Consider the following 21,493-nt stretch of genomic DNA (forward strand, 5'->3'; position numbering starts at 1 on the left):
AGCCCGCAGAATGCGGGCTTTCGAATTAGTTAACGTTAACGCAGAAATTGTTAATTTAGCTAAGCTTTTCTTTGATACGTGCAGATTTACCTGAACGCTCACGAAGATAGTAAAGCTTAGCACGACGCACGTCACCACGACGCTTGACTTCAATTGCTGAAATAGCTGGGCTGTGAGTTTGGAACACACGCTCAACACCTTCACCACTTGAGATTTTACGTACTGTGAAAGACGAGTGCAGGCCACGGTTACGCTTCGCGATAACAACACCTTCATACGCCTGAAGACGCTCTTTATCGCCTTCTTTTACACGCACTTTAACGATAACTGTGTCACCAGGGCCAAATGCCGGGACATCAGTTTTGAGCTGTGCTTGCTCAATTTTCTTGATGATATCTTGACTAACTTTACTCATCATATCCTCTCGTTCGAGTTAACTGTCATCTTGCTGCTTCCACGCTCGCTGAAATTCATCTAGCAAGCGTTTCTGCTCCTCAGTCAGAGCTCGATGATTAATTAATTCAGGACGTCGCAACCACGTTCTTCCGAGCGATTGCTGTAAACGCCACTGCCTGATTTTCTCGTGATCACCACTCAGTAAAACACTGGGTACGGCTTTATCACCTAACACTTCGGGCCGCGTATAATGCGGACAATCAAGTAGGTTATGGCTAAATGAATCTTGCTCTGCCGACTGTTGATGCCCTAGTACGCCCGGTTTTAAGCGAGCGACGGTATCCATCAACACCATTGCAGCAAGTTCACCACCACTGAGAACGTAATCCCCAATTGACCATTCTTCGTCAATGTGGGCTTCAATTACGCGCTCATCAATCCCTTCATAGCGTCCACACACTAAAATCAACTTTTCGTGCTCAGCTAACTGCTGCGCACCTTGCTGATCCAGCTTGCGACCCTGCGGTGACATGTAAATCACCTTAGCGTTATCTCCAGCAGCTTGTTTCGCTGCCAGAATTGCGTCAGTTAAAGGCTGAACCATCATTAACATGCCCGGCCCACCGCCATAAGGGCGGTCATCAACCGTGCGATGTCTGTCGTGGGTATAATCCCGTGGATTAAAATGCGCTAGTTCAATTCGACCAGACTTAACTGCCCGTCCGAATACACCTTCCTGAGCCATGTTGCTAAACATGTCAGGAAACAAGCTAACTAACCCAAACCAACTCGTGGTTGGCATTAAAATCCGGGGTCCCAATCAACAATGATTGTTCGCGCCTGCATGTCGACCGTTTTAATCACACTTTCGCGAATAAACGGCAGCATACGTTCTTTTTGACCAAAAGCGTCATTACTCCGGGCTTTGACTAACATGACGTCGTTCGCACCCGTTTCAAACATCTCTTTTACTGTACCTAACCCATAGCCTTGCAGAGTTTCCACCTGCATGCCTATCAAATCACGCCAGTAATAGTCGTCAGCAGATAACTCAGGCAACTGGTCTGCGGTTATTTGAATATCCAGATTCTTGATGCTTTCAGCATCGTCTCTGGTTTCAACTCCCACAATTTTAGCTACCAGTGTCTTCCCACTGAAACGCCATTGTTCAATCGTGTACTCTTTCTCACAGCCCAAATACCATGGGGTGTAATCAAAAATACCCGTTGATTCATCGGTATAGCTGTTGATTTTGACCCAACCTTTAACGCCATACGGCGCGCCGATTTTGCCTACCACCAGTCTGTCAGACGCGTGACTCATCTATACCTCTTAAGCCATTGCTTAAATGCTGCTTACGCAGCCGCTTTCTTTGCATCTTTTACCAAGCGTGCAACGCGGTCCGAAAGACCTGCGCCTTGACCAACCCAGTGCTCAACACGGTCTAGGTCTAAGCGTAAACGCTCAGCTTGACCTTGTGCAGTCGGGTTGAAAAAGCCGATGTTTTCAATAAAACGACCGTTACGTGCACGGCGGCTGTCTGCCACCACGACTTGATAAAATGGGCGCTTTTTCGCACCACCACGCTGTAAACGAATAATAACCATAAATGCCTCAACTCGTTGTAGCGTTACCGTTAACTAATTACCTTATTTTCAGGGCAAACAGAGCCACCCCAAAATTAAGGTCGCGAGATTATACGGGATTGAGCATTTATAGCAAGCTTTACGCACGTAAAAATTTAAAGTTTTCAGTGCTTAACACTGCACCCAAGAGAGACCGGATGGCTGGGTAGATTGCTTGCTTGTTGTGAGAACATGATTAAATTTGTCGACCCACGCGGTGCTAACCGCACGCTTGTTGAAAATAAAGTGCACGCCATTTTCGTGCAGCACCTCAGGTGCCACGCGCCAAAGCTGTCCGGTTTGTTCCAGCGCTTTTAAACATAACGCATGGCGATCATCAACCACAATATCGACCCGCTCGTTTTGCAGCAACTGCAAACGCTCACTGAGCCCAAAAGCGTGTACAAATTGGGTGGGGAATTGTTGTTGCAGCTTTGCCAACATAGGCCCAAAGTATCCATTCATATTCATCGCCACCGTCGCCCCCGCTGTTAACGCTTGTGCAAAAGTGATGTCTGCGCTCATGTGCAGCGCCTTATCGCGATAGGCAAAACCAATAGTTTCATTGCGATACGGTAACGAAAAATAAAAATCCTTTGCCCGTTGCTCAGTGAAACTGGCCCCTACAGACAGATCAAACGTCCCTTTTTGTAGTTCTCTGTGCGTGCGCCCTTCATTCATTTCAAGCACTGCAATTCGACATTGCATGGCGGTCAAAACGCGGTTTAATAAGCGGAAGTCTTCACCATCAAAACGCTCAGCAGAAAGCTGAAAGAAATAGGGCGGCCAGTCACCAGAAAACGATAAGACTAGCGCCCGCTCGCAGGTCGGGCTGAGAGCATTCGCAGAGGCAAGCTTGCTAAAAACCAGTAACAGAATGACTACAATACTGAGTTTCACAATGCCTCCATGGAACTATATCAACGTTAACGAGGTGGGAACATGCCACCTGGGCCACCAAAACCACCACCCGGTGGCATCATCCCTTTCATATTACGCATCATCTTTTTCATGCCCCCGCCGGACATTTTCTTCATCATTTTTTGCATTTGTGTAAATTGCTTAAGCAAGCGATTAACGTCTTGAATTTGCGTACCCGAACCGGCCGCTATGCGTTTTTTGCGCGAGCCTTTGATGATATCTGGACGTTGACGCTCGGCGGGCGTCATCGAGTTAATGATAGCTTCCATTTGATTAAATTGCTTATCATTTGCTTTGTCTTTTATTTGCGCAGACATATTGCCCATACCCGGTAACTTGTCCATAAGTGACATCATGCCGCCCATGTTACGCATTTGCTCCAACTGTTCTTTAAAATCTTGTAAATCAAAGCCCTTGCCTTTCTGAACTTTCTTGGCTAATTGCTCAGCTTTTTTCTTATCGACCTTGCGCTCAACTTCTTCGATGAGTGAAAGCACATCCCCCATCCCAAGGATACGTGAAGCAAGGCGTTCAGGATGAAATGGCTCGAGCGCATCCAGTTTTTCGCCCATGCCGATGAATTTAATCGGTTTACCGGTTATATGCCGGACGGATAACGCCGCACCACCGCGCGCATCGCCGTCGGCCTTAGTTAAAATAACCCCAGTCAACGGCAATGCATCATTAAACGCCTTTGCAGTGTTTGCCGCATCTTGCCCGGTCATTGCATCAACCACAAATAAGGTTTCAATGGGCTTAATGGCGCTGTGCAAGGCCTGAATTTCAGCCATCATCTCGCCGTCGACATGCAAGCGGCCGGCAGTATCCACAAGCACCACGTCGAAGAATTTCACTTTGGCATGTTCAATGGCTGCTTCAGCAATATCAACGGGCCGTTGCAATACTGTCGACGGGAAGAAGCCTACCCCCACATCGCTAGCCAGAGTTTCAAGCTGTTTGATCGCGGCAGGGCGATAAATGTCCGCACTGACCACGAGAACCTTTTTATTTTCCCGCTCTTTCAGGTGTTTAGCTAACTTACCAACACTGGTAGTTTTACCAGCCCCTTGCAGGCCAGCCATCAAGACCACTGCCGGCGGCTTGGCCGCAAGATTTAGCTTCTCATTTGCAGCCCCCATAACTGACTCAAGTTCAGATTGGACAACTTTGATAAACATTTGGCCTGGCTGAAGACTTTTCGATACCTCAGTACCTAAGGCCCGTTCTTTCACTTGATTAACGAAGGCTTTGACCACAGGCAAGGCGACGTCAGCCTCGAGTAAAGCCATCCGGACTTCGCGTAAGGTATCTTTGATATTGTCTTCTGTTAGCCTGCCTTTACCGCTAACATTTTTCAGTGTCTTCGACAGACGTTCCGTTAAATTTTCAAACATGACAACCGCTTGTTTCACTTGATTTGTCAGCAGTATACCGAAAATTCTTCGCCCACTAAATAAAAGCGTAGAAATTGCTCGATGCGTTGATTACTATCTAGCGTAGGAACTGAAAGATTACGTGGAATCCATTATTAGTATAACTGTTCATAGTCTCGCGTTCGTAGCCATTTTGGCATATGCCGTGGCTGCTTTGTTGTTAACGCAACAATTTTTTCAAAAGTCGACTACTTCACCAACTGTTGCACGTTGGTTTGCCAGTGGGGCTGCCCTTGCACATGTAATTTTGCTGTATTTATTGATTGCTGCTGGCGATGGGCAGAATATGAGTCTAACCAACGTTCTCACGTTGGTCGCTTGGATTGTGACAGTCTCAATTTTAGTCAGCAGTTGGTATTTCCGCAGCACCCTATTACTCCCAGTGGTCTTTGGTTTTGCCCTATTGTCGATTATTTTATCGCTTGCCGTGCCCGGTAGTTACGCAATCAGTATCGGCCTCAAGCCTGGATTGATCGTCCATATTACTCTGTCCTTATTGGCTTATGGTGCGTTAATCATGGTAATGTTGTACGCCCTTCAAGTTGAATACATTAATACGCGATTGAAACGCAAAGACAGCGATTTGCTACATTCTTCATTACCGCCGCTGATGATGCTTGATCAAATTTTAATTAAGCTTCTGTACACCGGTACGCTATTACTCTTGATTGCGATTGTCAGTGGCGCGGTGTTTTTAGATAGCATGTTCGATCGCCAACATGCACATAAAACAACGCTAACCCTTATTGCCTTTGGTCTGTATGTATTTACTGCGTTTGCAAACCACCGCTGGGGTTGGCGTGGGCGCCCAGTTTTCATTTTAGTCGCCATTGGCAGTGGTTTGTTGACACTGGCTTATTTTGGCAGTCGTTTTGTCCGCGAAATACTCTTGTAGTTAGCTGAGCACGAGCAACAATGTACTTGAACCGGACTACATCAACCTTTAAATTAATCCCTGTTTTGTTAGTAAAGGACCCTTAGTTGGACGCACTCACTACCAGTACGCTGTTTACTATTCTTGCCATTCTGATCCTCTGCTCGGCGTATTTCTCCAGCTCTGAAACGGGGATGATGTCGATTAACCGGTATCGTTTAAAACATCTCACCAATGAAAAACATCGTGCTGCATTGCGCGTGGAAAAACTATTGGCGCGTCCGGACCGTCTCATTGGCTTGATCCTGATTGGCAACAATTTAGTGAACATTGCAGCAACCGTCGTTGCAACCGAAATCTGTATGCGTTTGTTTGGCCCGATTTGGGGGCCGGTTATTGTTACCGTTGGTCTTACTCTGGTGATTCTGGTATTTGCGGAAGTAACGCCTAAAACCCTTGCCGCGCTGTATCCAGAAAAAATCGCCTTTCCCAGCTCACTGCTATTATTGCCTTTAATGACACTCATGTATCCGTTTGTATGGGCCATCAATGGAGTAACAAACGGGCTATTAGCACTGCTAAGAATACGCCCAACTGACGGTAGCGATGATTCATTGAGTCGCGAGGAATTGCGTACTATTGTGTTTGAAGCTGGCAGTATGATCCCCAAGCGTCACCAGGACATGCTGGTGGGGATTTTGGATCTTGAAAATGTTACTGCCGAAGACATTATGGTGCCACGCAATGAAATCTTTGCGATTGATGTTAACGACGACTGGAAGGATATTCAGCGCCAACTGGTTAATTCGCAACATACCCGTGTACTGTTGTATCGCGATACGATCGACGATGCCGTTGGTTTCGTGCATGTGCGCGATGCATTGAGGTTACTGTCCAAGGACCAGTTTTCTAAAGCGACTTTGATCCGAGCAGTTAGAGAAATCTACTACACCCCTGAGTCAACCAAGTTACATACCCTAATGTACAAATTCCAAGCAGAAAAAGAGCGGATTGGTTTGGTTGTGGATGAATACGGCGATATTCAAGGTCTCGTCACTCTCGAGGACATTCTCGAAGAAATCATAGGTGAATTTACGACCAGCATGATCCCAACGCACAGCAAGGAAGTGACCGTGCAACAAGATGGTAGCGTGTTAGTTGATGGCAGTGCTAACGTGCGTGAATTGAATAAAGAAATGAATTGGGAACTACCCACCGAAGGGCCGAAAACGCTAAGCGGATTGGTCATCGAATATTTAGAAGAAATTCCAGAATACAACGTCAGCTTCCGCTTGGCCGGTTATCCAATGGAGATTGTTGACTTGTCTGAAAACAAAGTGAAAACACTGCGCGTAATGCCTGAACTCTATAAGCCCAGTCTGACTTCGATTGATGCTAACAGTTAATTTGCGGTGCGCCGCGCTTTAATCTTATCTTTATAAAAACTAACGCGTTGATTGAGCAGATCCAATTTATCCAGCAGCACTCTCAGATCATCGTCGTCTGCTATATCAGCTTGATTACGGTGTTGCTCGAGCGCTTTTTTTAGCTGCTCTGGCAATGCCAACACGGCTTTGCTTGTCATTGGATGGTTACTTTTCTAACGTCAAAGGTTGCAATACCCTATTATCGGAAATTAGGCCATTTTCTGAATGGTTAATTGTGCTGTTGATTCAATTCAAGCAAATGACCACGCGCACTGGCGTTATTGATATCAATGACCGCAAATGCGCTGGTAGAGAATATGGGTGGCGTATCCAAATGCGCCAGCTCTGCGGTTAGAAAGCTGACCATCGGCATGTGACTAACTAACAGCAGGGTTTGTCGCGGTGCGGTTGCAGTCTCTGTATAACCAAAAACTAAATTTCGCGCTGCAAGTGGCGAACTCATGGGAGTAATGTCAGCGCAGTCGACCCGCTGTTTTACCGCAATCCGTATCGACAAAACATCAAAGGTTTGCTGCGCCCGACGATAGGGGCTTACGAGCGCCACATCAATTTTTTGGCTGGGCAAAAACTTGGCCATGGCAACACTCGCCAAATGCGTTTGGTGACGCCCACGCTCCGTCAACTGACGTGACTTATCATCAATCAGGGCAGCCTCAGCTTCGCCATGTCGAATAATAATGACCCGTGTTGTTGCATCTTCTTGAGCAGACATAACGCACATCTTTTTGCTGCTATTCAATACTCGCAAGTGTAGGCATATTCACATGACTTTAGCAAAGCCTTTTATGCGATTTATCCGTTTTATTTGGCCCAGCAGATTGTAACTCAATTTAACTGCGCTATGCTGTTGGGACAGCAGCAACATGCAGGTATGCAGTGACAACCCAAAAAATCGTTTCGTCGAGTCAGGTTTTAGCGAATGGTGCAGAGATTCTCTGGCTTCAAGGCGATGACACCGAAAAATCAGCCATTGCGATTAGTGTTAAGTGTGGTCACTTTTATGATGACAAAGATTGTCCGGGTCTCGCCCACCTGTTAGAGCATATGCTATTCATGGGCTCAGAAGGCTTTCCCGCCCCGAATGCGGTGCTGCAGTCTATCGAGATGCTAGGCGGCCAGTTAAATGCCCATACGGGTACCGAATTCATGACTATTCACAGCCGGTTTTCTGCTGCAGATATAGCGCAAGTCGTCGACTTATTGAGCGCAATGCTGAGCGCGCCCCTCCTTCGAACAGCCGATATAGAGCAGGAAATTGCTACCATTGATGCGGAATATCAATACAAGCGCAAAGATGACTTGCGGCGGCTCTATCAGGTACACAAGGAAACATGTAATCCAGTTCACCCGTTTAGCCAGTTTTCGGTGGGTAATGCGGAGGTATTCGCGCAATTCACCCGTGATGAACTGCGTCACAAGCTACAACAATTACATCAACGCCAATTTCGCCCAACACAGTGCAAGATCGCAGTAGTGAGTGCTGCTCCGCCGTTTCGTGCACTCGAACAGCTGATGATCGGCCCGCCCTATTCCACCGATGTGCCTGCAATACAACTTGCCTTACCCCCGCTCTACACCGATAAGCAAAAACAAGTGCTTATTGCAGTGCAGTCCTTGTCGGAGGCACGCCGATTAATTATCACGTATGCATTAAGTGAACTTAGCGCTAAAGATATCGAAGCACTTGGTCTGATCAGTCATTTGCTTGGTGACGAAGGTCCTGGCAGTCTGCTGGCAGTGTTAAAATCCTATGACTGGGTGATATCACTCAGTGCTGGAGGCGGCATTGAAGGAGCTAATTTTAAAGATTTCAATATTAGCTTACAGTTGACCAGCGAAGGTACTGAACATGTCGACGATATCGTTCACTGTGTAACTCACTATATCGAATTAATCCGCCAATCCGACACGCTGGAATGGCGACTGCGCGAAAAAAATCAATTAGCCCTGCTAATGGCTTCAAGTGCCTCAATCGGCGCGGATACTGAAATTTGTAGTCTGATGGCTGAGGGCTTATTTCGCTTCACGGTTCCAACCTTGCTGCAATTACAATTTGGCAATGTCGTTTTTAGTGTTGCTGATGTGGCCTCATTATTACGCCAATTTAGTTTGACTAACTTGCGGATAAAGCTGATCAGCCATGCCGTTAGCGGGGATAAAATAGCCCGTTGGTATCAAACGCCCTATCGCCTTATGTCATTGTCACTGCAGCAATTAGAGCAATGGTCTCAACCTCACAATGCAGTTATTGACCTAGCACAACTACGTTTACCAGACCCAAACCCGTTTATCGCCACAACGACTGAGCGCCGCAAGAAAACGCCGCTCCCGACAATACCTGAGCGACTGTTTACAGCGCAAAATTGTGAATTGTGGGCGGCATCTGATCCTGCTGACGATAGTGCCAAAGCGGATGGCTATATTTCTCTGGAATGTCCTGCCAACGCCGAAGGTGTGGAAATGTTAGCAGCCAAACGTTTGTGGCTCGGCTGTTTAAATGATCATGTACAGCAACGCTACTATGCTGCCGAAGTCGCGGGGCTTAGTTATCGGTTGTATGGACATCAGGGTGGATTAAGCCTGCACACCACAGGTTTCGCTTTCAAGCAAAAAAGCCTCATGCTGACCTTATTTGCAGAATTATTTGAGCGGCACGATTTCAAAGCCACCTTTGCGCGTATAAAAGCACTGCAACTACAAGGCTTACGCAATAATCTTCTGAACAAACCGGTAAACCGCCTGTTTACTCGACTGGGTGTATTGATGCAACGACACAGTCATTCGCCTAGCGACGTAATGACCGCCATGCAAGCCTTGTCACTAGAGCAAGTACAAGCAGCATGGCACTCATTATTAGAAGACTGTTACTTGCAGGGTTTCATGCATGGCGGATGGCGCGTAGAGGATATTCATGCCGTTGGTGAGGCTATCGCGCGCTACAGCGCATCTGCAACAACCATATCCACGCTTAGTCGTGATGTCGCCAAACTGACGCCGGCTAAGACTTACTATCAAGCGGTTGAAAACTGCCATGATGAAGCTGCTGCCTTACTCTTTCTGCAGGCCCCAAGTGATAGTATCGAGGACACCGCATTAACCATGTTATTGGAGCAAATGCTCGCTACGCCTTTTTTCGACTCATTACGCACGCAAAAGCAACTTGGCTATGTGGTTGGTAGTGGTTTTGTTACGCACAATAGTCATCCAGGTATGGTCTTTTATGTGCAATCCCCAACCCACGATGCTAATACCTTAGTGCATGAAATTACTCACTTTTTAATCCAGCAAATCAACAACATTGATTATTACCAACGCTTTTGGCCACAAATCCGCAATAATCTGATCAGGCAACTGTTAAGTCCCGACCTCAGTAGTAGCGCCAGAGCCCAACGATTGTGGATTGCATTAGGTACTGCAGCGCCCAATTTTGATCGTAACACTGCAATTGCAAAGTCCATTCAACAGCTCTCCTTTTCCCAGTTAGTGACTCACGCGAAAGCCATCCAGCAGCGAGAATTGTTTGGTGAAATGGTGCTGTATTGCGCCGGAAAATGGTCAACCGATGCGCAGTTTGCTAGACGCAGCAATACCATCGAAATAAGCGATATCGAGACATTTAAAGCCAATATCAATTATTGAACAAATTCATCTGTTTATGGATTAGGCAAAGTCTGCGCTAAAGCAAGAAATAACTTGTAGAGTTAGGCCTCTCTTGGCATATTTAACCTTTAAACCGTATTACCCAATTTTTTTACAATAATTATAAGGCAGCTTGAGTTGTCAAAGGCGTTTAGTGCAAAACCATAGCACCTCAACATTACGGCTAGTACCAATCATACTTACTTTCCTCTTTTGGGCGGTGAGCACAGCGTCTTTTGCACAAAATTTTAAGCCGGCATTTGTCGGCACCGATCTTCAAATAGCCTCAGTTGAAAGCATCACCGAAGACGCGCATGGTTTTATTTGGACCCTTAGTTCAAAAGGGATTACCCGGTATGACGGCTACAAACTTACCCTGTTTGAGCACATGCCAGATGACCCAAATTCATTGCAAAATGGCGTTATTGAAGTACTACTAGCAGACCAACTCGGGCGTATATGGATTGCCGGGAGTCAAGGTTTGGCGCGCTATGATGACCAATCAGAACAATTTATTCGCTACACCGCGCAGAATTCAGCCCTACTCAGCGCTGATATTAGCGCTCTGGCCCTCGGATTGAACGGCACCTTGCTAATCGCAGATAGTGATGGTCTATACCGCTACAACGTGAGTGACGATACGTTGCAACGTTTAGAAGCCAAAAACATCCCCCCCGCACAAATCAATTTCATTCATGAAGATAGTGAGAAAATTTGGCTCAGTACCAAAGAGCAAGGCAGCTATGCATTAGATAAGACGACGATGACCGTGTTTGATCTAAATGATGTCAATCCTTGGAATATCCAGTTCTATCAATCCTCTATCTATGCGGTACAGAACTATGCCGGCAGTGATTGGGTGGGCACATTCGAGGGGCTGTTCGAAGTCCTTGCCGATGGCAGTGTTAGAAATGTTCTGTCAAAAGATTTAGGCACCATTGAAGTCAGGGATATTCATATCGTTGAAAATGCTATGTGGTTAACAACCAGCAGTGGTATTTTAACCATGGGGCCCGATCGGGTCATCAAACAACGTCTGATAAACCCGACGGAAATAAACAGTCGCAGCAACTATCTGATGTCTATGCATGTAGACAACAATGGCGTGAAATGGGTTGGCACTTTCAGCGGGGTTTTTCGTGAGCTTCCCTACAATCGTGAAGCACCAACCTTAATTTCTAGCGTCAATGTAGACACGCGTGAATTTCAAATCGGTGAGATTTGGTCAGTTAAGCAATCCCGTAGTGGAGATGTCTGGTTTATTAGTTCGCCCGACAAGGTGATCCGCATGACAGGCACTGATGGCCCAAGTGTAGTGTTCGAAAATCTTGCTAACAGCCCAATTTGGGATCTGGTATTAGGCCGCAATAATGAAATTTGGTTGGCCTCGTCGAATGGGGTTTTTCAATTTGCGATGACCGCCAATGGCCAATTGGAAGAAATCAAGCATTTATACCCCGGCAGCCTGATAGATAAATTGTATGCTGGCGATCAAGCGTTATGGTTCTGGCATGACAATTACGATTTGGTGCGAATCGATTTAACGACTGGCGACGTAAAAACCATTGACGCGCCAAGTATGATTACCACAGCTATGCCGGTCGGTGAGGACGCATTAGGACGAATTTGGCTCAACTCCAACATGGGAGCGATTATTTATGAAACTAACACCTCGCTATTTGAGGCGCCGTTTCAGGCCGACGCTAATCATCCCCTGCATTCCGAAGAACTGCGCTATTTTTATGCCTATGCTGGGCATTACTATGTAGTCTCAGCAACACAAGGGATCTTCAAACTTGCTAAGGCCGACTTATCTGTGGTTGACCACTTGCCTGGTAATGTTAGTGAAGTCATGTCGGCAATTGGGCTCGACGATGCACTTTGGTATTCAGGCATCAAAGCGATACACGAGGTCAATCTACCACAGCTAGAGCATGGTTTATCTCTCACCTCTCAACTGTATAGTAATAACGAGCATTATGATGGCTCAATCAGCAAAGGCATTGATGGAGCCATCTTCTTTGGCGGTGAAAAAGGAATTACCCGCATTTATCCCTCTTATTTGTTACAGCCCACGATTAATTTGGGGATCGCAGAAGTTCCTCAGTTACTCAGCTTAAAAGTATTCAATACCGCCATCGAAGCGAACGACAAGACTGATGCAATCTTGCAAAAGCCCATCTATTTAGCTGACCAAATTAAACTCGAGCACAATGAAAAGTTCAGTATTGAATACGGCGTAATTAATCCTATCGATATTGAACAGACGCATTATCGTCATCGCTTAGCCGGTTTTGATGATGGCTGGATATACAATGAGACGAATCGGGTCGAGGGCTATAGCCGAGTCCCCTTCGGTAATTACCGTTTTGAAGTTCAAGCAAAGGTCTATGATTCAGAGTGGTCACAAAGCCGGACCCTCGACATCACAATTGCTCCCCCCATTTGGCTGCATCGGCATGCCATTGTGTTTTATGCATTCTTTATCGTTTTAATGACGATTTATTTAGTGCGTCAGTATCAGTCTAGAAAGGCCTCTCAATTAGCCATCCGAGAGAGTGAAGAACGCTTGAAACTGACCCTTTGGAGCAGTGGTGATGAACTCTGGGACTGGGATATCTATGGCGGTCAAGTTCATCGTTCGAATACTTGGGGTACGCTCGACTTTCCACAAGATGACATGCGTACCTCCAGCGCTTATGAGGCGAATATCCATCACAATGATATTGAGCGGGTTAAAGACGCTTTGCAGCAACACCTCGATGGTAAAACCGACTTTTTCGAAGTGGCTTACCGCGCCAAAACCTTCAAGGGTGAGTGGATTTGGTTGCTTGATCGCGGCAAGGTAGTGAAGCGAGACCAGCACAATAATGCCCTGCGTATGACCGGCACATTAAAAAATATCCAGCATCTTAAGCAGGCAGAAGAACAACTGTATTTGTTTAAACGCTCAATTGAAAACATCTCAGAAGGTGTTTTTATTACCAATACTGAGTTCCGCTTCGTCTCTGTCAATAACGCCTACTGCAAATACACCGGTGAAACCCGCGAAAAAGCCCTGGCGAGTTATCTATTCTTCCATCAGTACCCTGATGCTTTTACTGATGAAATCAAGAAAGCACTGCGCCAAAAAGGCAACTGGTCAGGAGAAGTGGAGTCGATACGGGCTAATGGTGAGCGTTTTGAAATTGAACTCAACATCGACGCGGTGGTCGGGGACGACGAAAAGACGAGTCACTATGTGGGTGTTTTTTCGGATATTACGTCACGTAAGAATACCGAAAAAGAACTCCTTAAGTTGGCCAATGTGGACCCACTCACGGATTTGCCCAACCGCTCATTCTTCCAAGCAAGTCACCATAACTTAGTGCGTAAAAATGTACCGCACACCCTGATATGTTTGGATATGGATAACTTTAAGAAAATTAACGACTCCCTGGGTCACCAAACCGGCGACATTCTGATCAAGCAAATTGCCCGTCGGGTGCAACGGATCACCGGAGCATCGGCAACCTGTTACCGCTTAGGCGGCGACGAATTTAGCTTGCTCATCGAAAACAAAGAAGATGTGCATACGGTCACGCATTTCGCACAGAGTATACTGGACTCGTTATCACGCCCCTTTGTAATCAATAAGCAGGAGTTTGTGCTTAGCGCCAGCCTCGGTATCGCATTCTACCCAGAAGACGGTCGCTCGCCACAGGAGCTACTAAAAAATGCTGACACCGCCATGTATTTTGCTAAAAACGGTGGTGGTAACAGTTACCAGTTTTTCAGTGGTGAGATGAATCAAAACGCGGTTCGTCAGCTCCAAATAGAGAACCTTATCCGACAAGGCTTGCGTGACAATTTATTTACCGTTTTTTATCAGCCTAAAGTTGATATCGCGTCGGGTAAGCTGGTCAGTATGGAAGCCTTAGTTCGCTTTGAACATCCCCAGAAAGGAATAGTTTCACCTAATCAGTTCATCCCTTTAGCCGAACAAACCGGCCAAATTGTAGAGATTGGCGAACAAGTATTGCGTCAGGCCTGTGAAGATACCAAGCGTTGGGTTAATGAAGGGCTATTCACTGGGCGAGTGGCCGTTAACATTTCGGCCAAGCAGTTTGAATTGCCAGACCTTGACGATCGCATTGAACATATACTCCGCCAAGTGGGTTTATCTCCCCTTCACCTCGAGTGTGAATTAACCGAGGGAACATTAATGGAGAACCCAGAGCAGGGTTTAAAATTAATGCAGCGCTTGCGCGAGAAAGGCATCCACCTTGCGTTAGATGACTTTGGCACCGGCTATTCGTCATTGGCATACCTCAAACGCTTCCCGCTTAACACCCTAAAAATCGATAAAGCCTTTATTGATGATATAGCAGAAAGCAGCGTCGACCGGCACATGGCCGCGGCAATTATTAATATTGCCCACAACCTCGGTCTGAAAGTTGTGGCTGAAGGTGTCGAGCAAGAGAAACAACTGTCAATTTTACGTCGCTACGATTGCGAGATGTTGCAAGGCTACTTGTACAGCAAACCTTTAAGCGCGGAAAAGTTTGAAAAACTGCTTAGAGAAAACCAAAAACTTCATCAATTAATTGGCCAAAGTAAAGTTTAAGTGATTGTTTTAAAAAACCTTATTTCAATTTAATCGCCACCCTTTTTGTTTCCAAAGCTGAGTCAACCCCCTCCCTTTTATCAACTTGGCACACTTTTAGCTCCTATCAGGCAGCGCGCCATATAAATGGCGTGATAACCAACAATTACGTAAGACTAAAAGGAGTCAACCATGTTGAAAGCGTTTGCAATAGCACTAGCGATGACCACTGCACAACCAGCAGTAGCTGCGGACAACGACGGTGCCAAAGCGCCAACAGTGAGTAAGTCTATTGTTGTAGTAGAAAAGCCAATGGGCAAAAAACGCCCTCGAAACACGCGTTTCGACTAATTTTGGCTATGAAGGAAGCATTATTTCTAGGAAAGAACTTTGGAGAGAGGCTATGCCTCTCTTTTTTCTAACGGCTAAAGGCCAGTATTAGGCCAGTAAACTAACATTCCCGAAACCGACTGCGCGGCGCCACGCGACATGCTTAGAGATACTAAACATAGGTAACGCAAAAGGGCCCAGAATCAAGCCTACGACTGCCCAGACTTTGGCATTGAGGCCTGATTTGAATGCATTCACATAGTAAAACAGTGAACTTAGCGCTGATACCAAAAACAACACAACTACCATTATGACCTCATTTCAAACGCGCGGGGTTAGAGAAAATAACGCCCACATAAAACTGGTCAAATTATACTCAAAAAAACCACAGATAATATGTTTTTTTAAGGCTTTTACGTAAAAAACCGGGCTTAACCCGGTTTTTTAACACATTATTAACAGGCGGCAAGCACCTATTTAACATCAATAGAAAGTTTTACCTTCGGCTGCCATATTGACTAACACTTCAGCTGGGGCAAATTTACCATCGATACTGTCTGCGTAATGCTGCAATCGCTCAACAACAAATTGAATACCTAAGCTGTCCATGTAGCGGAAAGGGCCACCAAGGAATGGTGGGAACCCAATGCCAAAGATTGCGCCAATATCACCATCCCGGGCATTACGGATCACCCCTTCATCGAGACAGCGTGCCGCTTCATTTAACATCATCAAGACACTACGTTCAGCGATTATTTCACCGCTAAGACGCTTCTCAGGGCTGATCCCTAATAGTTCATAAACTGATTCATCAACCTCTTTGCCGGGTTTCTTCCCTTCATACAGGTAAAAACCTTTTTCGTTTTTCTTGCCTTTGCGACCATCTTCTAAAACTTTATCAAACGCACTAGGAGCAGTAAAACGTTCACCAAACTGCTCGACTAGGAACGGGATGATCTTAGTTCCTACATCGATGCCCACTTCATCCAACAATTTAACCGGCCCTACTGGGAAGCCAAATTTAACTAATGATTTATCAACGTGCTCGATGGGCTCACCGCCCAATACCATGCACGCCGCTTCGTTCATGTAGGGTGCCAAGATACGATTGACGTAGAAACCAGCGCCGTCTTTAACCACAACCGGCGTTTTCCCCTGACGCTTGGCAAATTCTACCGTTGTAGAAATGGTTTGGTCAGAGGTTTTGTCATGAGCAATAACCTCGGCCAACGGCATTTTATCTACCGGCGAAAAGTAATGCAGACCAATAACGTTTTCTGGGCGAGCGGCTTTTGCGGCTATTTGTCCAATCGGAATAGACGACGTATTGGATGCGAAGATCGTTGTTTCTTGCCCCTCACGTTCTATATCGGCAACCATTTGCTGCTTGAGATTAAGATCTTCAAACACGGCTTCGATCACCATATCTACGTCTTTAAAGCCACTATAATCGGTCGCGCCAGTCAATAATGCTAATTGCTGCTGCATCTTCGACTTCATCAGGATCTTGCGCTTAACCCGCTTATTCAGAATGTCATAACTGTAACGGATCGCATTGGCGATGCCTTCCGGACGAATATCTTTGATCCGTGCAGGCACCTTCGCTTTGGTTGCGGTTACGTAAGCAATACCACCGCCCATCAGGCCGCCACCCAATACGCCCACTTTGCGTACTTTGGTCGGTTCAACACCTGCAACGCCCTGCTCTTTTTTCATTTCAGTTGTAGCAAAAAAGATATTGCGCAACTGCGCAGACTCTGGCGTCATCACGAGTTCACCAAAATGTCTGGCTTCAACCCGCAAGCCATCGCGCATACCGTCGCTAATACCCGTTTCAATGCAATCAATAATACGCATCGGTGCCGGGTAGTTACCTTTGGTCTTAGCCAAGGTCTGCTTGCGCGCCTGACTAAATAGCGTATTGCGCCCAAAAGGCGTTTCCTCGAGCACGCGATTGACCATCGAAAGCTTAGGCTTCTCGCGATTCGGCTTTGATTTTTTCGCTAATTCAACGGCCACATCAAATAAAATAGATTGCGGCACCATATCATCGACGATACCGTATTTTTTTGCTTGTTTTGCCCGTGCTGGCGACCCTGTCAGCATCATTTTCATGGCTTGCTGAATACCGATCAGACGCGGTAAACGCTGAGTACCACCGCTGCCGGGTAATAATCCTAATTGCACTTCAGGTAATCCAAGCTGGGTCTTATCCGAATCACTGCATACGCGATAGTGGCAAGCTAAAGCCAGTTCTAAACCACCTCCAAGCGCTGGCCCGTGGATTGCGGCGACAAAAGTCTTAGGCATATTCTCAATGCGATTAAAGACATCCTGACCGCCTTTCGATAGTGCCTCAGCATCTGCCGCAGTCTCGCATGCCGCTAACATGCTAATATCGGCTCCGGCTACAAACGAATCAGGTTTGCCACTTTGTAGAACCACCCCTTTGATGGCGCTATCCTTTTCGATTTCATCGAGCATGGCGGTGATCTCTTCACCAAATGCCTGCTTTAACGTATTCATGGACTCACCTGGCACGTCCATGGTCAATACGGCAATCCCGTCTCCACGCTTGTCTAAAGTAAATGCACTTGCCGTCATTATTCTGTCTCCACAATCATTGCTGCTGCCAGACCACCTGCTGCACAAGCGGTCAACAATCCAGTACCACCACCGCGGCGTTGCAGTTCATTGAGCATTTGGGTGATCATACGTGTGCCCGTTGCTGCAAATGGGTGCCCATACGCCAAAGAGCTCCCCATCACGTTAAATTTGTCCATATCAATCTCACCCGTCGCTTTTGCACGCCCGAGCTTTTCTTGGGCAAATTTATCGCTGGCAAACATTTTCACATTTGCCAAGGTTTGTGCGGCAAATGCTTCATGCATTTCAATCAGGGTTAGATCATTTAAGCTCATACCTGCACGATCCAACGCCATTGGTGTGGCATATGAAGGCCCCATTAGCATGTCTTCCCAAACATCTATCGCAGCAAATGCATAACTTTTAATATAGCCGAGCGGCGTGTAACCAAGCGCCTTTGCACGGCTCTCAGTCATCATTAATACTGCTGATGCACCATCAGTCAACGGCGTCGCATTTGCCGCAGTCACGGTGCCATGCTTGCGATCAAAGACCGGCTTCGGTTTGGCATAACCTTCCAGTGTTGAATCAAAACGTACGTTATTGTCGCGTTCCAAAGCCCCTTTAAAAGGTTCGGCATAAGCAGTCATTACTTCATTCGCTAATTTACCCTCTTCCCAACTCTGGGCTGCCAGCGTGTGGCTGCGGTGCGCGAGTTCATCCTGTGCTTGGCGAGTAATACCATGGGTTTTGGCCATTTGCTCTGCGGTTTGGCCCATCGAAAGACCAGTAGAATACTCAGCAACCGCTGGTGGTACAGGCGCCAAATCTCGGATCGACAAACGGCGGAAAATTGCAAATTTTTGGCTGAACGTTTTAGCTTTTTGCAGATCGACCAGCGCTCGTGCCAAATTCTTTGAAACCCCAATGGGTGATACCGAGGTAGAGTCTGCACCACCGGCCACGCCAACACTGATATTCCCAGCTAACATCGATTCAGCGATATTAACTGTGGATTGAAAACTTGTCGCACAGGCTCGTGACACGCTGTATGCGTCAGTTGCCACCGGCATATTCGTACCCAACACAATTTCCCGCGCAATATTCGGCGCTTCTGGCATTTGGACAACTTGCCCATACACCACTTGCTCAACCCACTGCGGATCAACGTTGTTACGGATCAAGAGTTCATTCACCACCATTTTACCCAGGTCAACGGCGGGTACACCATGAAAGTAGGTCGCCATTTTTGCAAATGGGGTTCTGAGTCCTGCAACTATTGCGATGCGGTCACCGTCACGGGTTGTCAGGTTCTGTTTAGTAGCCATATTCCGGTCCTATAATAATTCAAACCAAGTGGTCTGACCTGTAGAAGTGTGCTGATTCTTACAAAGTGTGAGCGAAATTTCAACGACTATTCGAATTACCTCGCAATTCTTCCATTAGAGCATAGTGGCTATTTACAGATTTTGCTGTTGAGATTTATGCCAGAATCCCTATATCAAGCAAATCGAAATAGAAACAGATTAATCGTAGTACTCGTGCTACCGAACGTATTATTGTGGACAGTGAATGAGCGTTTGCCTACATCTATGCAGAAGCACAGAAAATTGCAACGGTTAACCTGAACCAATAAGCTTTCTTGTTGACAAAGGAAAGCGCAAACATCTCGCGTTAGTGAAAAAAGGATGTCATCGATGGCAGTTTCGCAGTTTGAACAATTACAACAGTATTTAGATTCGCAAATCATCGGGCAGCAAGAATTGACCCGCAATATCTTAATTGCATTATTGGCTGACGGACATTTGTTGGTTGAAGGTCCCCCAGGGCTTGCGAAGACGCGTGCAGTCAATGCACTAGCAGATGGCTTAGAAGCCGATTTTCACCGTGTCCAGTTTACTCCTGATTTGCTGCCAGCCGATTTAACCGGTACCGATATTTATCGCCCAGAAACCGGAGAGTTTATTTTCCAATCAGGTCCCCTCTTCCATAATCTGGTTTTAGCCGATGAAATTAACCGGGCTCCAGCGAAAGTGCAAAGTGCACTGTTGGAAGCCATGGCAGAACGACAAATAACGGTAGGTAATAAAACCTATCCGTTATCGCAACTTTTCTTGGTTATGGCCACACAAAACCCATTAGAACAAGAAGGCACTTACCCGCTACCGGAAGCTCAATTGGACCGGTTCTTGATGCACATTGAGATCACCTATCCAGACGCCGCAAGTGAACTACAAATCTTGCGTCTAACCCGCGACGAAGCGAAACATGCCGTGCGTAAGCCTGACCAGAAAATCACTCAAGCGGTCATTTTTGCTGCACGACAAGAAGTCCTCGGACTTTATTTGGCGCCTTCGCTGGAAGAATATATTGTGCAACTGATTATGGCGACGCGCACACCCGCTAAGTTCGATCCCGCGCTAGCAAGCACCATTGAATTTGGCGCAAGTCCGCGTGCGACCATTGCACTCGAACGCTGCGCCCGAGCTCACGCTTGGCTCAGTGGCCGTGACTTTGTCGGCCCTGACGATATACAAGCGGTGTTTCACAACGTGATGCGTCACCGCATCATTCTGAGTTATGAGTCGCAAGCCGAGGGCAATACCGCAAATCAAGTTCTGACTCAGGTACTAAATGCGGTGGCAGTACCCTAGGGACAGTGGCTATGCACCAAGATAAGATGCTTAAGCATTGGCTCGATGAATATCTGACGGATGGTGTTCATTTAAGCGCAAACGAGTTAATTCGTTATCGCCATCACGTACAGAAGATCAATCTTAATCCCTCGCGAACGCCAGCCGCACGCTTGGCGGGCAGCTATGTGTCTAAGTTAAAGGGACGCGGGATGGAGTTTGATGAATCGCGGCATTATCAAGCTGGCGATGATATCAGGGCCATTGATTGGCGGGTAACCGCACGTACCGGTAAAACCCATACCAAGATTTTTCGTGAAGAACGTGAACGCCCTGTATATATTGTGACCGACTTATCGAACTCCATGCAATTTGGCAGCGAGTTTATGTTTAAGGCAGTGCAAGCGGCACATATCAGCGCACTCATTGCATGGGCCGGCATCGCACGTGGCGACAAACTAGGTGCTTTGGCATTTAACCAAGCCACGCACATCGAGTGTAAACCGAAAAGTCGTCAGACAGCAGTGCTCCAGTTGATCCATCAAATCATCGAATTACAGCAACAGGCAGTTACCCTCAAGCAAAGCAAGAGCGCAAATCAGCACCAGCTATTTAATCAAAACTGTGCGCGTTTATTGCGCCTCGCTAAGCCGGGTAGCCTGATCTGGATAGTCAGCGATTTTCATCACTTGGATGAACAAACGTTGCGGATCCTGGCCGATTTAAATCGCCATTCAGAAGTGCGCGCTGCGGCTATTTACGACCCGTTGGAATATCAGTTACCCGCCACGCAAAGTAAACAGCTGTTGACCATTACCGATGGCAAAACTAAACGTGCACTTACCCTTGGCGACTCAGCAGTCAACCAACGCTATTGTGATTGGGCAAAACAGCGTACAACACAACTCAGTGAGGCGTTGGAACGTACCAAAATTGCCGGCTTTAAGGTCAGCGCTGGAGTGCCGCTGTTAAGTCAGAATTTAACGCTTCAACCCCGTCACTATGTCATGGAGAGTCGATAAT

Annotated in this window: 18 protein-coding genes; 7 read left to right on the plus strand and 11 right to left on the minus strand. The window is 46.7% G+C overall.

Going from position 1 to position 21,493, the window contains the following annotated elements:
- Positions 1-55 precede the first annotated feature (55 nt).
- The 6 genes from rplS to ffh form a co-directional block, all read right to left on the minus strand.
- On the minus strand, positions 56-415 hold the full coding sequence (gene rplS, locus AC121Z_RS11005) for a 50S ribosomal protein L19 (protein ID WP_100642338.1): 360 nt from the start codon (positions 413-415) through the stop codon (positions 56-58).
- An 18-nt stretch (positions 416-433) separates the two neighbouring features.
- Positions 434-1,198, minus strand: a complete 765-nt coding sequence (gene trmD, locus AC121Z_RS11010) for a tRNA (guanosine(37)-N1)-methyltransferase TrmD (protein ID WP_498124072.1) — start codon at positions 1,196-1,198, stop codon at positions 434-436.
- On the minus strand, positions 1,198-1,719 hold the full coding sequence (rimM, locus tag AC121Z_RS11015; protein WP_498124073.1) for a ribosome maturation factor RimM: 522 nt from the start codon (positions 1,717-1,719) through the stop codon (positions 1,198-1,200). Before rimM ends, trmD begins: the two co-directional genes overlap by 1 nt.
- A gap of 32 nt (positions 1,720-1,751) precedes the next feature.
- Positions 1,752-2,003, minus strand: a complete 252-nt coding sequence (gene rpsP / locus AC121Z_RS11020; RefSeq protein WP_100641973.1) for a 30S ribosomal protein S16 — start codon at positions 2,001-2,003, stop codon at positions 1,752-1,754.
- Positions 2,004-2,153: 150 nt separating this feature from the next.
- Entirely contained in the window at positions 2,154-2,921 is a 768-nt protein-coding gene (locus AC121Z_RS11025; protein WP_498124074.1) for a substrate-binding periplasmic protein, read from the minus strand.
- Positions 2,922-2,947: 26 nt separating this feature from the next.
- Complete coding sequence (ffh, locus tag AC121Z_RS11030; protein WP_498124075.1) at positions 2,948-4,336, minus strand: signal recognition particle protein; 1,389 nt, start codon at positions 4,334-4,336, stop codon at positions 2,948-2,950.
- A 121-nt stretch (positions 4,337-4,457) separates the two neighbouring features.
- On the opposite strand from ffh, the gene AC121Z_RS11035 reads away from it, so the two are divergent.
- The gene (locus AC121Z_RS11035; protein ID WP_498124076.1) at positions 4,458-5,270 is read left to right on the plus strand and encodes a cytochrome C assembly family protein; all 813 of its coding nucleotides are present in this window, start codon (positions 4,458-4,460) and stop codon (positions 5,268-5,270) included.
- An 86-nt stretch (positions 5,271-5,356) separates the two neighbouring features.
- A complete protein-coding gene (locus AC121Z_RS11040) occupies positions 5,357-6,655 on the plus strand; it encodes an HlyC/CorC family transporter (protein ID WP_498124077.1) in 1,299 nt (432 codons plus the stop codon).
- Here the strand turns inward: AC121Z_RS11040 and AC121Z_RS11045 are convergent.
- Complete coding sequence (locus AC121Z_RS11045; protein WP_498124078.1) at positions 6,652-6,834, minus strand: hypothetical protein; 183 nt, start codon at positions 6,832-6,834, stop codon at positions 6,652-6,654. The genes AC121Z_RS11040 and AC121Z_RS11045 overlap by 4 nt on opposite strands.
- A 71-nt stretch (positions 6,835-6,905) precedes the next feature.
- Positions 6,906-7,409 carry a SixA phosphatase family protein gene (locus AC121Z_RS11050; RefSeq protein WP_498124079.1) on the minus strand — a complete coding sequence of 168 codons (504 nt, stop codon included), beginning with the start codon at positions 7,407-7,409 and terminating at the stop codon, positions 6,906-6,908.
- A gap of 164 nt (positions 7,410-7,573) precedes the next feature.
- Here AC121Z_RS11050 and AC121Z_RS11055 point away from each other — a divergent pair, with 164 nt between their 5' ends.
- The 3 genes from AC121Z_RS11055 (at position 7,574) to AC121Z_RS11065 (ending at position 15,272) form a co-directional block, all read left to right on the plus strand.
- The gene (locus tag AC121Z_RS11055) at positions 7,574-10,336 is read left to right on the plus strand and encodes an insulinase family protein (protein WP_498124080.1); all 2,763 of its coding nucleotides are present in this window, start codon (positions 7,574-7,576) and stop codon (positions 10,334-10,336) included.
- A 154-nt stretch (positions 10,337-10,490) separates the two neighbouring features.
- Entirely contained in the window at positions 10,491-14,942 is a 4,452-nt protein-coding gene (locus AC121Z_RS11060; RefSeq protein ID WP_498124081.1) for an EAL domain-containing protein, read from the plus strand.
- A gap of 171 nt (positions 14,943-15,113) precedes the next feature.
- Entirely contained in the window at positions 15,114-15,272 is a 159-nt protein-coding gene (locus tag AC121Z_RS11065; protein ID WP_164084620.1) for a hypothetical protein, read from the plus strand.
- An 87-nt stretch (positions 15,273-15,359) separates the two neighbouring features.
- Here the strand turns inward: AC121Z_RS11065 and AC121Z_RS11070 are convergent, their stop codons facing one another.
- The 3 genes from AC121Z_RS11070 to fadI all read right to left on the minus strand — a co-directional run bounded on the left by AC121Z_RS11070 (position 15,360) and on the right by fadI (position 19,165).
- The gene (locus AC121Z_RS11070) at positions 15,360-15,560 is read right to left on the minus strand and encodes a hypothetical protein (RefSeq protein WP_498124082.1); all 201 of its coding nucleotides are present in this window, start codon (positions 15,558-15,560) and stop codon (positions 15,360-15,362) included.
- Positions 15,561-15,734: 174 nt separating this feature from the next.
- Complete coding sequence (gene fadJ / locus AC121Z_RS11075) at positions 15,735-17,855, minus strand: fatty acid oxidation complex subunit alpha FadJ (protein ID WP_498124083.1); 2,121 nt, start codon at positions 17,853-17,855, stop codon at positions 15,735-15,737.
- On the minus strand, positions 17,855-19,165 hold the full coding sequence (gene fadI, locus AC121Z_RS11080; protein ID WP_498124084.1) for an acetyl-CoA C-acyltransferase FadI: 1,311 nt from the start codon (positions 19,163-19,165) through the stop codon (positions 17,855-17,857). The genes fadJ and fadI overlap by 1 nt, the downstream gene beginning before the upstream one ends.
- 369 nt (positions 19,166-19,534) lie before the next feature.
- On the opposite strand from fadI, the gene AC121Z_RS11085 reads away from it, so the two are divergent.
- Positions 19,535-20,491, plus strand: coding sequence for an AAA family ATPase (locus AC121Z_RS11085; protein ID WP_498124085.1), 957 nt, complete (start codon positions 19,535-19,537; stop codon positions 20,489-20,491).
- Positions 20,492-20,502: 11 nt separating this feature from the next.
- On the plus strand, positions 20,503-21,492 hold the full coding sequence (locus AC121Z_RS11090; RefSeq protein WP_498124086.1) for a DUF58 domain-containing protein: 990 nt from the start codon (positions 20,503-20,505) through the stop codon (positions 21,490-21,492).
- Position 21,493: the final 1 nt, after the last annotated feature.

The organism is Alteromonas sp. DYW1, assembly GCF_059752595.1.